The organism is uncultured Salinicola sp. (genome assembly GCF_937921195.1).
Taxonomy (GTDB): domain Bacteria; phylum Pseudomonadota; class Gammaproteobacteria; order Pseudomonadales; family Halomonadaceae; genus Salinicola.
On the sequence record NZ_CALFQK010000063.1, the window covers coordinates 1 to 13,034 of the forward strand.

Here is a 13,034-nt window from a genome sequence, read left to right on the forward strand (position 1 = left end):
GACCGGCTCCCGGCCGGCCGCCCCAGTCTCAGAAGATCGCCCGCACGGCGAGAAACAGCACCGTCGGCGCCAGCAGGATGCCGAGCCCGGTGTAGAACGTCGCGGTCATCGCACCGTAGGGGACCAGACGCGCATCGGTGGCGGCCAGGCCCGCCGCCACGCCACTGGTGGTCCCGATCAGGCCGCCGAAGATCATCGCCGAGCGCGGATTGTCCAGGCCGATCAATCTGGCGGTCAGCGGTGTCGCGATCATGGTGAGAATCGACTTCACCAGACCGGCGGCGATCGACAGCGCGATCACTTCCGAACTCGCGCCCAGGGTGGCACCGGTCACCGGCCCGACGATGTAGGTCACCGCTCCGGCGGCAATGGTGGTGATGTCCACCGGGTCGGTGTAGCCGAAGCCGATCGCCACCACTGCCCCGGCGACGAACGACACCAGTACGCCGAGGAACAGCGCGATCACGCCACGCAAGCCGGCTTTCTTGATCTCCTGGAAACGCACGCCGTAGGCGGTGGCGATGATGGCCAGGTCGCGCAGCATGCCGCCGCCCATCAGGCCGAGGCCGGAAAACAGCGTCACGTCGGAGAGCCCCTTGCTGCCGCCGGTGGACACGCCACCGACATACGCCAGCGCCAGGCCGATGATGATCGCGATCGCCGAGCCGTGCAGGCGGCCGGCGGTCAGGTGTCGGCTCAGCCAGTAGGCGACGTACATGGTCAGGCCGACCACCGCGAAGGCGGCGATCAGGTGATACTTGTCGACCAGAGAGACGATGGAATCGTTCATGTCGGCATCCTCCCTCAATGGCCACTAGGGGTTGTCGGGGCCGACTCGAGCGGGCTCGCGTCGTCGACTTTCTTGCCGGTCAGCACCGGAACCAGCGCCAGCCCCAGCACGACGGCGAGGACGCCGGCGAGAATCGCCACCATGCCGCCACTGAAGGCCGCGGCCACGTTCTGGCTCGCCGCCATGGCGACGACGATGGGAATGTACATCGCGTTCCAGAAGTTGATGCCACTTTCGGTCGTTTCCGGCAGCTTGCCGCGATCCTTGAGATACCCGGTCACGAAGATCAGCAGCAGCATGGCGATACCCACGCCACCCAGGTTGGCATCGATGCCCAGCAACTGGCCGAGTACGTCGCCGATGATCAGCCCGGCCAGCATGCAGCCGGCCAGGAGTGCTACACCGTAAATCACCATCGTTATCACCTCATGGGGCGTTATTGTAGAGAATGGTCATGATCAACCCGACTATCGGAGCTTGGCGTGTGTCGAGACAGCCACTTGCCGCGTGGCTGCCATGCCGCGTTACCCACGCGGCGGGGACAACAGTGAAGCGGCGGGCTACTTGCCCACCGTTTCGGCACTGCGGTAGATATCGGCGTAACGGTCGCGCAGCGCGTTCTTCTGCACCTTGCCCATGACGTTGCGCGGAAGGCTGTCGATGAAGAACACGCGCTTGGGCTGCTTGTAGCGTGCAACCTTGTCCTCGAGCGCCGCCAGCACCTGGGATTCGTCGAGCGACTCGCCGGGTTTCAGCACCACCGCGGCGGTCACGCCCTCACCGAGATCGGGATGGGCCACGCCGATGACGGCCGACTCGGCGACCTGTGGCATCTCGTCGATCCACTGCTCGATCTCCTTCGGATAGACGTTGTAGCCGCCGGAGATCACCAGGTCCTTGTCACGCCCGACGATATGCAGGTAGCCGTCCGCATCGATCAGGCCGAGATCGCCGGTGATGAAGAAGCCATCGTCGCGGAATTCGGTGGCGGTCTTCTCCGGCATCCGCCAATACCCCTGGAAGACGTTCGGGCCGCGAACCTCCACCAGTCCCGTCTCCCCGGCCGCCATGGTCCCGCCGCTCTCCCGGTCCGTGATGCGGACCTCGCTGCCCGGCAGGGCGAAGCCGACCGTACCCGGGCGGCGTTCGCCATCGTAGGGGTTGGAGGTGTTCATATTGGTTTCGGTCATGCCGTAGCGTTCGAGAATGGCGTGGCCGGTTCGCTCGGAGAATTCGCGGTGGGTCTCCGCCAGCAGCGGCGCGGAGCCGGAGACGAACAGCCGCATGTTGGCGGTCGTCGCCCTGTCCAGGCGCGGGCTGGCGAGCAGGCGGGTGTAGAACGTCGGCACGCCCATCAGCACCGTCGCCCGCGGCATCAGGTCCAGCAGTTGCTCGGCGTCGAGCTTGGGCAGGAAGGTCATCGACGCGCCCACGGTCAGGACGATATTGCACGCCACGAACAGCCCGTGGGTGTGGAAGATGGGCAGCGCATGCAGCAGATGGTCGTCGGCGCTGAAGCGCCAGGTCTGCGCCAGCGCCTGACTGTTGGCCGCCAGGTTGCCGTGGCTGAGCATGGCGCCCTTGGAGCGTCCGGTGGTGCCGGAGGTGTAGAGAATCGACGCGAGCTCGTCGGCTTCGAGTTCGGCGACGCCCGTCTCCTCCTCGGCGCTCTCCACCCGATCCATCAGAGAGCCATCGGCCTCGCTGCCCAGGCTCTCGACGGCCGCCACACCGCAGCGCCGCGCCAGATCCCCGGCGGCCTCGACGTCGGCCGGACGACACACATAGAGCCGGGGCTCCGCGTCGCTCAGGAAGTACTCGACTTCGGCCTCGGTGTAGGCGGTATTGAGCGGCAGATAGACCGCCCCCGTCTGCAGGCAGGCCAGATAGAGCATGATCGCCTGCGGGCTCTTGTCGACCTGGACGACGACCCGGTCACCCCGCGCGACACCGGTGTCGCGCAGCACGCTCGCCATCCGCCGTGACGTGGAGAGCACGTCGCGGTAGCGATACGTCTCGCCGCTCGGCGTGTCGATCAGCACCTTGTCGGGATCGCGCTCGAAGTTGCCCGAAAACTGCAGATACAAGTTGTGATTCATTCCACCTCTCCTGCTTTGAATACGCCACCGATCAGGCATCGGTGCGGGAGCCATGACGGCAACGTGAGCGCCCCTGCTTGGCATCGCGACGAATGTCGCTGGTACAGACCACCGTACCCTCGCGGCTGAACGCTTCGTGGTTCTGCTCGATCCGGTCGAGCTCATAGAGATAGTTGACCATCAGGCCGTGGGACTGGCGGCGGCCGTTCTCGGACGTGTCGCCGGGCCAGTTGAGCCGGTGCAGACTGGCGCCATTGCCCAGATGAAAGCGGGCGACCGGATCCAGCGGCAGGCCGTTGTCGCGCTTGGCATCGATCAGGTAGTGCGCCGCCAGGCCGCGTACCTCGGGCGTGAGCTTGTCGCGCAGCTTGGCGTTCTCGACCCAGCCGCCTGCATCGAGGCCGCCGGCGACCTCGTCGGTCAGCTGGCAGGCGCCGCTTTCGCGCTCGGCCGCCAGCCACTTGGCGAAACCGGGGACCGGTGACAGCGTCACGAACTTCTCCAGATTGGGCAGTTCACGCTTGAGCTCCTGAACCACCTGCTTGATCAGGAAGTTGCCGAACGAGATACCCCGCAAGCCGGCCTGACAGTTGCTGATGCTGTAGAACGCCGCGGTATCGGCCTCTTCCGGGCGTACTTCGTCGCCCCCTTCGAGAATCGTCTGGATGCTGTTGGGAATGCCCTTGCACAGCGCCACCTCGACGAAGATCAGCGGCTCGTCTCCCGTGGCCGGGTGAAAGAAGGCGTAGCAGTGACGATCTTCCGGATCCAGGCGGCGGCGCAGGTCCGACCAGTCGCCGATCGCATGGACGGCCTCGTAGTGGATGATCTTCTCGAGTACCGCCGCGGGCGTGTTCCAGTCGATACTCTCGAGCACCAGAAAACCGCGATTGAACCAGGAGGCGAAGAGATGCTCGAAGTCGGCGTCCAGCGGCGCCAGCTCGGGATGGGTCTTGAGGCAGCGCAACAGGTCCGCACGCATCTTGACCAGTTCATAGGTGCCGCCGGGGCACAGGTTCAATCGGCGCAGCAGGTGCTGGCGGCGCGGCTCACAGGCGGAGAACAGCCGCTGCAGGCTGGCGTTGTCTCCCGTGTCACGATACGCGGCGTAGGCCTGGTGGATGGCATCGGGTTCGGCGGCGTAGCGTTCGCCCAGCAACTGGAAAAAGGCGACGCGATCGCTGTCATCCAGCGCGGCATAGCGCTCCAGCGCCTCCTGGGCGATCAGGATCTGCGAGGCTTCACCGCCCGGGTGCATCAGGGTCTCGCACACCGAGGTCAATCTCGCCAGACTGCTCGCCTTGCCATCACCTTCGCCCCCGAAGAGATGCTGGCCCCGGGTTCGCCGGCCGATACTGGAGAGCAGATCCTGCAGAAAATTCATGTTGACGTTCATGCCGGCCCTCTCGGGTCTGAGGCTGAAGCTTCCACCGATGTCGCACGACGACACCGGTGAGCGTGAACGGAGCGAGGCAGCGGGTCGGGAAACCATCGGATCGCGCGAACCGGAAACCGACAGTTAACATACATGTCATCGCTCTGTTATATATAACAGTTATGCCCCCACAGACCGGGTGTCAATATAGGAGAAAGTCTAATATGGCCCGCATCCCGCATGCCCAGCGGCTTCGCGACCTGCTCGAGGATGCCATCGTCGACGGTCGCTACGCGCCGGGGGACAAACTGGACCCGGAAGCCCTGGCCAGGGAGTACGGCTGCTCGCGTACCCCGATTCGCGAGGCGCTGCAGCAACTGGCGGCATCGGGCATGGTGCGCGTCCTGCCGAAACGCGGCACCTTCGTCGCCCAATTGAGCGTGACCGAGCTGGTCGAGCGATTCGAGGTCATGGCGGAACTGGAGGGCATGTGCGCTCGCCTGGCGGCGCGACGCGCCACCCCCGAAGAACTGGCGGCGCTGCACCGTGCCCAGACGGCCTGCCGGGCGTGCATGAGCGCGGGAGACGCCGACGGCTACTACTACGAGAACGGCATTTTCCACCACCTGATCTACGAGGCCAGCCACAACGACTTCCTGACCCAGGAAGCGGCACGCCTGCATGCCATTCTGAAGCCCTATCGTCGTCTGCAACTGCACGCCCGCCACCGCCTCGCCACCAGCTTCGACGAGCACGAGGCCATCGTGGCGGCGCTGGAGCGCGGTGAAGCCGACGCTGCCGAGGCAGCGATCAAGGCCCATGTGCAGGTTCAGGGGGAACGGTTCAACGATCTGGTCGCGTCAATGCAGCGCCTGCAGGTCAGACGCCGCGAGGGCTAGCGAGTCGCGTGGCAGGATGGCCGACGACGCGCCTCGCGCCGGATGCCTCGAGCTGGCGGGCCGGGCCCGGTACGGGCCCGAGCGATTCAGAACAGCAGGGGCACGAGCAGCGCCGCGCCGCCGACGACCAGGGCCGTGACCACGGCCAGGCTGACCAGCGCGTTGAGCCACCGGTCGATTCTGGACTCGGCAGGTGGCATCCCGCGGCGAGTGGCGCCGTGGCGCGATTGTCGTGAAGACTTCAAGGCCGGTGGCATGGATGAGCTCCGCAATGCTTCATCGTCCTGTTAATAAATGCTTTATCGTCCTATTAACGGCGGCATGGAGAGGAAATCCAGTCATAAATTAGGCCGCTTCCCCCTTTTTCGCCACCGGTGCCGGATTCACCCGGCTCTCCCCCGCGCATGCCAGCCGCCCTCATCCCCTGACGAAAACGGCCCCGATCCTTGCAGACCGGGGCCGGGACTTCCCACGCCGATGATCAACGCGGGTTGATGCGGCGGTTCTTGATGTCGGGGGCACGCCGATAGCGATCTTCTTCTCCCAGTTCCTCGGCCTCGAAGGCGTCGGCACCCACAGGAGTATCGCTATGGCGTCGATAGAGCGCGGTCAGCATGGCCTTGCGATCGGCGCGCAGCTCTTTCAACGTCACGAATATCATCCCGTAGAGAATGAAGGTGAAGGGCAACGCTGCCAGCACCGAGGCCGATTGCAGCCCTTTCAGTCCGTTCTCGCCGCCGGCCGAGAGCAGCGTCAGGCAGATCGCCGCGATCAATACCCCCCAGATGATCCGCTTCATCAGCGGCGGATTGAGCGAGCCGTTGTCCGTCATCTGCGACACGATGTAGGTCGCCGAGTCCGCCGACGTCACCAGGAAGATGAAGATCAGGCAGAGGGCGACGACCGACAGCACGTTCGAGAACGGCATCAGATCGAACATCTGAAACAGCGCCGAAGTGATATTGTCGGACGTGGCCTGGGCAAGCCCCGCGTCGCTGTTCATCTCCATCTGGATGGCGGCGCCACCGAAGACCCCGATCCACAGACAAGCCAGCAGCGGCGGCACCACGAGCACCCCGAAAACGTACTGCTTGATGGTTCGTCCGCGCGAGATTCGCGCCACGAAAGTGCCCACGAACGGCGACCAGGCGATGACCCAGGCCCAGTAGAAGATGGTCCAGTTCGAAGCCCATTGACTGTCATCGTAGGGCGACATTCGCAGGCTCATGCCGATGAAGTTCTGCAGGTAGTCACCGATGCCGAGGGTGATGGTCTCGAGGATCGCGATGGTCGGTCCCGTGAACAGGATGTAGAACATCAGCGCGAAGCAGATGATCAGGTTGAGGTTGGACAGGTTCTTGATGCCCTTGTCCAGGCCCGAGGTGGCCGAGAGCATGTAGCAGACGAACATCGCCCCCATGATGATGAACTGCCACATCATGTTCTCGGGCACATCGAACACCGAATGCAGGCCGCCGTTGATCTGAAGAACGGCGAGACCGATGGAGGTCGCCACCCCCATCACCGTCGCGACGACGGCGAAGATATCGAGGACCGGCCCGAGCCGGCGCAGCTTCGGGCGTTTCGCGGTGACCGACGACAGCACGTTGGAGACCATGCCCGCCTGCCCCTTGCGGAACTGGTAGTAGGCGATGATCAGACCGACGACCGAGAACGCCGCCCACTGGTGAATGCCCCAGTTGAAGAACGCGTACTGAATCGCATAACGAGCCGATTCGGCGGACTCTGGTTCCACATCGCCATAGGGCGGCGTCATGTAGTGCGTCATGGGCTCCGCCATGCCGTAGAACACCAGGCCGACCCCGAAGCCCGCCGCCAGCAGCATGCTCACCCAGGAAAAGAAACCGTAGGTCGGTTTGCTGTCTTGCGGACCCAGGCGAATTTTCCCGTACTTGCTGAATGCCAGTCCCACCAGAAAGATGACGAACCCGAACACGGAGATCAGGTAGAACCACCCAAAGTAGTGTGTGGTCGCCCCTAGTGCCGCGTTGGCGATGTTCCCAAACCCCGTCGGGAAAATGGCGCCGATGGCCACGATCGCGGCGATCACCACCGCCGAGACGATGAATACGCCTTGCTTGCCGAGTTTGGGCATGTCGTCCCCTTTTGATTGTGCTGATTTCCTTTGACGTCAATAGTGTAGACGACGCCGTCACTCTCTGCGGGAGGCCCCATCGCCCTCCCCGTTCGAAATGAGCGAGAGACGCCCCATCGTTTGCCGGGGTAAGACTTCGTTAAGCCCCGCCCGTCAATCTGGCCCTCACCATCTTGTCGGAGGGCTACCGAATGTCGGGTCTACCTGCCTCAGCGGCGAACATCATCTGGCGTGAGAGTCGCGACGATCGCGAGCGAGCCACCCTCGAGCGCTTCATTGCCGACACCTACCGGCAGCAGCATGGCGCCGCGATCGCCCAGTTCGCGCCACGGCTCTACGGGCTGTGGGAAGGCGATCGACTGCAGGCAGCGGTCGGCGTTCGCCGCGCCGACGCCTCGCCCTTTTTCCTCGAATGCTATCTGGAAACCCCCATCGAGCATGCGCTCTCCGCCGTGCTGGATCAGCCCGTCGAGCGCACCGCACTGGCGGAAATCGGCAACCTGGCGGCGCGACGCCCGGGCATGATGGTGGCGCTGATCCGGGCACTGATCGATTCGCTCGTCGCCGAGGAGTGCCGCTGGCTGGCGTTCACCGCGACGGCGACGGTGCGCAACGGCTTTCGACGCCTCGGTCTCGACGTTCAGCGCGTGGCGGAGGCCGACCCGACCCGTCTGGGCGACACCCGAGGCGACTGGGGCAACTACTACCTGCATCGGCCCTGGGTCATGGGTGGCGACCTGATCGCCGCCTGGCACCGGCTCGCCCCGGCCCAAGGCGGCATCGTCACCACTACCGTGCCAGCCGCGGCCCCGCATCTCAAGGAGATCGATCATGCGTGAGCGCTTTCTGGACCATCTCCGCAGGCTGGGCAATGACGCTGCAGACCGCACCGCCCTGGAGGACGAGACCCGATCGATCCGCTACGGCGACCTGATGGCGCTCGTCGATTCCCGCGCACGACAGCTGCGTCGACTCGGCAGTCAACGCGTCGGCCTGGCGCTGGACAACGGCATCGAGTGGGCGCTGTGGGATCTGGCAATGATGCAGGAAGCCATCGTCAACGTGCCGTTGCCCGGCTTCTTCACCCCGGCGCAGTCGACCCACCTGGTGGCCCAGGCCAGTATCGACACCCTGATCGGCCCTGCGCCACTGGCGAGCGCGCTGGGTTTCGACCCCATCCCGGACGCCAGCGCCGACACAGACGCCACGCTCTGGCAACGTCGCGGTATCTCGCCACCACCGGGCTTGCCCGCAGGCACGCACAAGATCACCTTCACCTCGGGCACCAGCGGTACCCCAAAAGGGGTCTGCCTGAGCAGCGACAGTCAGCTCACGGTCGCCGAGAGTCTCGCCGGAGTCGCCACCAGCGTCGACTTGCGCCGACACCTGGCGATACTCCCGCTGGCGACACTGCTGGAGAACATCGGCGGCATCTATGCGCCACTATGGCTTGGAGGCAGCATCAGCCTGCCGTCGCTGGCCTCCCTTGGCTGGCAGGGCGCCAGCGGCTTCGACAGTGCCAGCGGCTGGCGCGTCATCAGCCGCCAGGCGCCGGACAGCCTGATTCTGGTGCCGCAACTGCTGTCGGCGCTACTCACCCGGCAAGGCGATACGCCCATCGGCTTTGGCCGCTTCTTCGCCGTCGGTGGGGCGGCGGTGTCGCCCGCGCTGCTGGCGCGCGCGGAGGCCGCCGGCTGGCCGGTGTTCGAGGGCTACGGTCTCTCCGAGTGCGCCTCCGTCGTCACCCTCAATCGTCCCGGTGAAGCGCGCCTCGGCAGCGTCGGACGGCCGCTGCCTCACGTCGAGGTCAGACTGGCCGACGACGGCGAGGTGCTGGTCCAGGGCAATCTGATGCTGGGCTATCTGGGTGACAGCGCTCCGGCGCCGGCGGTCTGGCCCACCGGCGACCTGGGTGAGTGGGACGGTAAAGATCTGAGGCTCAAGGGGCGCCGCCGTCAGGTCTTCATCACCGCCTACGGTCGCAATGTCGATCCGGCCTGGGTCGAGGCCGAACTGACCGCCGAACCCGCGATTGCCCAGGCCTGGGTGAGTGGTGAAGCGCAGCCTTTCAACCGCGCCCTGCTGGTACCGCGGGGCGACTGGGTCAACGACCGCCAGATCGAGGACGCCGTGGCCAGTGCCAACGCCCGATTGCCCGACTACGCGCGTGTCTCGCTGTGGCAGCGCAGCGCCCCCTTTACCGCACAAAACGGTCTGGCGACCGCCAATGGCCGGCTGCGCCGCGACGCCCTGGCCGACCACTACCACACCTGGCTGACCAGCCCGGCCTATCCATCGGCGGATGCCTAGGAGATCCGCCTACGTCTCAGGAGACGACATCATGTCCCCCTACGAAACACTGCAACAAGCCACCGCCAGTCATCGCCAATGGCTGCTCGACACGCCGGTCATCCGCCAGGCGCTGTCAGGCGACATCACCCGAGAGATCTATCTGGCGTTTCTCGGCCAGGCCTATCACCACGTCAAGCAGACCGTGCCGCTGATGATGGCCTGCGGCGCACGTCTGCCGTCACGCCTCGAGTGGCTGCGCGGCGCGCTGGTCGAGTACATCGAGGAGGAGTACGGCCACCAGGAGTGGATCCTGGACGACATCCGGGCGCTGGGCGGCGACGCCGACGCCGTCGCCAGCGCGAACCCGGCGCCGGCGACCGAACTGATGGTGCGCTACGTTCGCGACGTGATCGCCTACGACAATCCGGTCGGCTTCTTCGGCATGGTGCACGTGCTGGAGGGCACCAGCACCGCCATCGCCACACAGGCCGCCGAGCAGATGCGGGACGGCGCGGGTCTCCCCGCCGGTGCCTTCCGCTATCTCGAGTCCCACGGCAGCCTCGATATCGGCCATCTGGCGTTCTTCGAGGAGCAGATCAACCGGCTCGACGATCCCGCCGACCTGCAAGCCATCATCGATGCCGCCAACATGGTCTACCGGCTCTACGGTGCCATGTTCCGCAATCTCCGCCAGGATGTAGGCGATGTCGCCAGCCACGAGGGCCTGAGCCATGCGCTGGTCTGATCGCCGCATCCTGATCACCGGCGCCAGCGGCGGTATCGGACGGGAGCTGGTGGCCCTGCTGGCGCAGCGCGGCGCGCGGCTACTGATCGTGGGGCGCAACCCCGGCGTGCTGACGGAACTGACGACGCTGGCGCCAGAGCGCATTCGTGCGCTGTCCGCCGATCTGACCAAGCCCGAGGATCGTCGTCGGGTGGTCGAGACCGCGGAGGAGACGCGCATCGACATGCTGGTCAACGCCGCCGGGGTCAATCACTTCGGGCTGTTCGACGAGCAGTCCCCGGCGGCGGTCTCGTCGATGGTGGAGCTCAACGTGACAGCCACCCTGCTGCTCACGCAGGCGCTGCTACCGCGACTGCTGCACGAGAACAGTGCCTGGATCGTCAACCTCGGCTCCGCCTTCGGCGCCATCGGCCACCCCGGCTACACCGCCTACTGCACCACCAAATTCGCCCTGCGCGGGTTCAGCCAGGCACTGCGCCGGGAACTGGCCGACACGCCGGTCCAGGTGCTCCACATCTCGCCCCGGGCCACCCGCACCGGCATGAACAGCGACCGCGCCGACGCCCTCAATGCCGCGCTGGGCAACCACGTCGACGAACCTGCCCAGGTCGCGGCGGGCGTGATTCGCGGCATCGAGACCCAGGCTCGTGATCGGCAGCTCGGTTGGCCGGAGTGCCTGCTGGTCAGGTTGAACGGGATCCTGCCCGGCATCGTCGACCGCGCGCTCAAGAAGCGGCTGTCGACGATCCAGCAGCATGCGCGTCGCCCCTCCCCATCGTCATGATTCGTACACGGAGATCACCATGACAGCACACCGCTTCCTGAAGGTACTGGCTCTCACCACGGCACTCGCCACGACGTCGGGCATCGCGCTTGCCGGCAGCCCGGTAGGACTGGCGGCCGAGCCCCCGACGGCGCCGGCAGCGGGTGCGGCGTCGACGACAGCGGTCGCCGCGGGTATGCACGAGCTCCAGAGCCGCTGGGCCAATATCCAGTACCAGACGCCGGCAGCGCGGCGCGCCGATGCCTTCGAGCAGCTCTACCAGCGTGCTCAGGCCCTGCTGAAAGCGCAACCCGGTAGCGCGGCGCTGCACACCTGGGCAGGCATCATCCGAGGCTCCCAGGCCGGTGCGGAGGGCGGCCTGGGCGCGCTCTCCCTGGTCAAGGAGGCACGTTCCGAGTTCGAGCAGGCACTATCGATCGATCCGACGACGCTGGACGGCTCGGCCTATACCAGCCTGGGCACGCTCTATCACCAGGTGCCCGGCTGGCCGCTGAGCTTCGGCGACGACGACAAGGCGCGCGAGCTGCTGCGGAAAGGCTTGAGTCTCAATCCCGACGGGATCGACAGCAACTACTTCTGGGCCCAGTTCCTCCACGACGAGGGCGACGATGCACAGGCCCGCCAGGCGCTCGAGAAAGCCATGGCCGCTGCGCCGCGTCCCGGGCGGGAAACGGCCGACGCCGGGCGTCGTCGGGACATTCAGGCATTGCTGCAGGAGATCTAGACGCCCGTCCCGTTCCAACGTCCGGGAAACCGGAACCAGGAGGGAGATCGGCAGCGAGTATCGGTTGCATTCATCGCGACAGCCCTCATGATGGAGATCATGAGGGCGCTAACGAGCGTCCATTCATTTCCTGACGGGAACGCTCATGTCACGACTTGCCGATACTCCTCTCTCGGTGCTGGATCTGGCGCCGATCACGCGCGACGGCACGGCGGCGGAGACTTTCCGCCGCAGCGTCGACCTGGCCCAGCAGACCGAGCGTCTGGGCTACAACCGCTACTGGCTGGCCGAGCACCACAACATCGACGGGATCGCCAGCGCGGCGACCAGCGTGCTGATTGGCCATATCGCCGGGGCGACCACGACCATGCGCATCGGCAGCGGCGGGATCATGCTGCCCAACCATCCGCCGCTGGCGATCGCCGAGCAGTTCGGCACGCTGGCGACGCTCTACCCGGATCGCATCGACCTCGGCCTCGGCCGTGCGCCGGGCTCCGACGGCATCACCATGCAGGCGATGCGTCGCGACCCCCGCGCCGGCGTCAACGATTTTCCCGATCGCCTCGACGAACTCCGCCGCTACCTGGGCGACACCGTGCCCGGCCAGCGGGTACGGGCAATTCCCGGTGAAGGCACCCATGTGCCGATCTGGCTGCTCGGTTCCAGCGGCTACAGTGCCCAGCTCGCGGCCAGACTCGGGCTGCCGTTCGCCTTCGCCGGTCAGTTTGCCCCCGGTTACATGATCGAGGCGCTGCATCTCTACCGTGAAGGCTTCCAGCCAGGCGTGCTCGACAAGCCCCACGCGATGATCGGCATCCCGCTGATCGCCGCCGACACCGACGAGCGTGCACGCTTTCTCGCCACCACCCAGCAGCAAAAGTTCCTCAACCTGATTCGCGGCAAGAGCACGCGGACCCAGCCGCCGGTGGAGAACCTCGATTGGTCGCCCCAGGAACGGGCCATGGTGGCCCAGAACCTGGGTGCCGCGGTGGTCGGCGGGCCGGAGAGCGTGCGCCAGCAATTGGAGAACCTGCTTGAGCAGACCGGCGCCGACGAGATCATGGTCAACACCGACTGTTTTGATCACGCCGACCGGGTGAAGTCCTACGAGATCCTGGCGGAGGTTCAGCGGGCGTCACGATAGTCATCGCCGCCCGCAACTCTCCAGACTTATTTCGTTTTGAGTTGGCTCAGCACTGACGAGGATTCA

13 protein-coding genes are annotated in these 13,034 nt (G+C 65.7%); 7 read left to right on the top strand and 6 right to left on the bottom strand.

Features of this window, described 5'->3' with window-relative positions; genetic code table 11:
* Positions 1–28 precede the first annotated feature (28 nt).
* The 4 genes from madM to Q0602_RS05320 all read right to left on the bottom strand — a co-directional run bounded on the left by madM (position 29) and on the right by Q0602_RS05320 (position 4,285).
* Positions 29–790 carry a malonate transporter subunit MadM gene (gene madM, locus Q0602_RS05305; RefSeq protein WP_298839964.1) on the bottom strand — a complete coding sequence of 254 codons (762 nt, stop codon included), beginning with the start codon at positions 788–790 and terminating at the stop codon, positions 29–31.
* A 14-nt stretch (positions 791–804) separates the two neighbouring features.
* On the bottom strand, positions 805–1,206 hold the full coding sequence (madL, locus tag Q0602_RS05310) for a malonate transporter subunit MadL (protein ID WP_110717498.1): 402 nt from the start codon (positions 1,204–1,206) through the stop codon (positions 805–807).
* 144 nt (positions 1,207–1,350) lie between these two features.
* Entirely contained in the window at positions 1,351–2,889 is a 1,539-nt protein-coding gene (locus tag Q0602_RS05315) for a malonyl-CoA synthase (protein ID WP_298839967.1), read from the bottom strand.
* Between the two features lie 31 nt (positions 2,890–2,920).
* A complete protein-coding gene (locus Q0602_RS05320; protein WP_298839969.1) occupies positions 2,921–4,285 on the bottom strand; it encodes a malonyl-CoA decarboxylase in 1,365 nt (454 codons plus the stop codon).
* Between the two features lie 203 nt (positions 4,286–4,488).
* Between Q0602_RS05320 and Q0602_RS05325 the strand changes: the two genes are divergently transcribed.
* Positions 4,489–5,163, top strand: a complete 675-nt coding sequence (locus Q0602_RS05325; RefSeq protein WP_298839971.1) for a GntR family transcriptional regulator — start codon at positions 4,489–4,491, stop codon at positions 5,161–5,163.
* A gap of 86 nt (positions 5,164–5,249) precedes the next feature.
* On the opposite strand, the gene Q0602_RS05330 is transcribed toward Q0602_RS05325, so the two are convergent.
* Both Q0602_RS05330 and Q0602_RS05335 read right to left on the bottom strand, forming a co-directional pair.
* Positions 5,250–5,420 (bottom strand): hypothetical protein, encoded by a 171-nt coding sequence (locus Q0602_RS05330; RefSeq protein ID WP_298839974.1) that lies wholly within the window; start codon positions 5,418–5,420, stop codon positions 5,250–5,252.
* Between the two features lie 224 nt (positions 5,421–5,644).
* A complete protein-coding gene (locus tag Q0602_RS05335) occupies positions 5,645–7,279 on the bottom strand; it encodes a BCCT family transporter (RefSeq protein ID WP_298839976.1) in 1,635 nt (544 codons plus the stop codon).
* A 191-nt stretch (positions 7,280–7,470) separates the two neighbouring features.
* Here Q0602_RS05335 and Q0602_RS05340 point away from each other — a divergent pair, with 191 nt between their 5' ends.
* The 6 genes from Q0602_RS05340 to Q0602_RS05365 all read left to right on the top strand — a co-directional run bounded on the left by Q0602_RS05340 (position 7,471) and on the right by Q0602_RS05365 (position 12,968).
* Positions 7,471–8,118: a thermostable hemolysin gene (locus Q0602_RS05340; RefSeq protein WP_298839978.1), complete on the top strand. Its 648-nt coding sequence runs from the start codon at positions 7,471–7,473 to the stop codon at positions 8,116–8,118.
* Positions 8,111–9,589 carry an AMP-binding protein gene (locus tag Q0602_RS05345; protein ID WP_298839980.1) on the top strand — a complete coding sequence of 493 codons (1,479 nt, stop codon included), beginning with the start codon at positions 8,111–8,113 and terminating at the stop codon, positions 9,587–9,589. The genes Q0602_RS05340 and Q0602_RS05345 overlap by 8 nt, the downstream gene beginning before the upstream one ends.
* Positions 9,590–9,620: 31 nt before the next feature.
* Positions 9,621–10,316 (top strand): iron-containing redox enzyme family protein, encoded by a 696-nt coding sequence (locus Q0602_RS05350; protein ID WP_298839982.1) that lies wholly within the window; start codon positions 9,621–9,623, stop codon positions 10,314–10,316.
* A complete protein-coding gene (locus Q0602_RS05355) occupies positions 10,303–11,100 on the top strand; it encodes an SDR family oxidoreductase (RefSeq protein WP_298839985.1) in 798 nt (265 codons plus the stop codon). Before Q0602_RS05350 ends, Q0602_RS05355 begins: the two co-directional genes overlap by 14 nt.
* 19 nt (positions 11,101–11,119) lie before the next feature.
* Positions 11,120–11,824 (top strand): hypothetical protein, encoded by a 705-nt coding sequence (locus Q0602_RS05360; RefSeq protein WP_298839987.1) that lies wholly within the window; start codon positions 11,120–11,122, stop codon positions 11,822–11,824.
* A gap of 145 nt (positions 11,825–11,969) precedes the next feature.
* Positions 11,970–12,968, top strand: coding sequence for an LLM class flavin-dependent oxidoreductase (locus Q0602_RS05365; protein WP_298839989.1), 999 nt, complete (start codon positions 11,970–11,972; stop codon positions 12,966–12,968).
* The last annotated feature ends 66 nt before the right edge of the window (positions 12,969–13,034 follow it).

What these genes read in the sequence shown, in the direction of transcription:
- Q0602_RS05340 (WP_298839978.1), top strand. Translation starts at nt 7,471, where the DNA reads ATGTCGGGTCTACCTGCCTCAGCGGCGAACATCATCTGGCGTGAGAGT.
- Q0602_RS05350 (WP_298839982.1), top strand. Translation starts at nt 9,621, where the DNA reads ATGTCCCCCTACGAAACACTGCAACAAGCCACCGCCAGTCATCGCCAA.
- madM (WP_298839964.1), bottom strand. Translation starts at nt 790, where the DNA reads ATGAACGATTCCATCGTCTCTCTGGTCGACAAGTATCACCTGATCGCC.
- Q0602_RS05330 (WP_298839974.1), bottom strand. Translation starts at nt 5,420, where the DNA reads ATGCCACCGGCCTTGAAGTCTTCACGACAATCGCGCCACGGCGCCACT.
- Q0602_RS05345 (WP_298839980.1), top strand. Translation starts at nt 8,111, where the DNA reads ATGCGTGAGCGCTTTCTGGACCATCTCCGCAGGCTGGGCAATGACGCT.
- Q0602_RS05355 (WP_298839985.1), top strand. Translation starts at nt 10,303, where the DNA reads ATGCGCTGGTCTGATCGCCGCATCCTGATCACCGGCGCCAGCGGCGGT.
- Q0602_RS05315 (WP_298839967.1), bottom strand. Translation starts at nt 2,889, where the DNA reads ATGAATCACAACTTGTATCTGCAGTTTTCGGGCAACTTCGAGCGCGAT.
- Q0602_RS05320 (WP_298839969.1), bottom strand. Translation starts at nt 4,285, where the DNA reads ATGAACGTCAACATGAATTTTCTGCAGGATCTGCTCTCCAGTATCGGC.
- Q0602_RS05335 (WP_298839976.1), bottom strand. Translation starts at nt 7,279, where the DNA reads ATGCCCAAACTCGGCAAGCAAGGCGTATTCATCGTCTCGGCGGTGGTG.
- madL (WP_110717498.1), bottom strand. Translation starts at nt 1,206, where the DNA reads ATGGTGATTTACGGTGTAGCACTCCTGGCCGGCTGCATGCTGGCCGGG.
- Q0602_RS05365 (WP_298839989.1), top strand. Translation starts at nt 11,970, where the DNA reads ATGTCACGACTTGCCGATACTCCTCTCTCGGTGCTGGATCTGGCGCCG.
- Q0602_RS05325 (WP_298839971.1), top strand. Translation starts at nt 4,489, where the DNA reads ATGGCCCGCATCCCGCATGCCCAGCGGCTTCGCGACCTGCTCGAGGAT.
- Q0602_RS05360 (WP_298839987.1), top strand. Translation starts at nt 11,120, where the DNA reads ATGACAGCACACCGCTTCCTGAAGGTACTGGCTCTCACCACGGCACTC.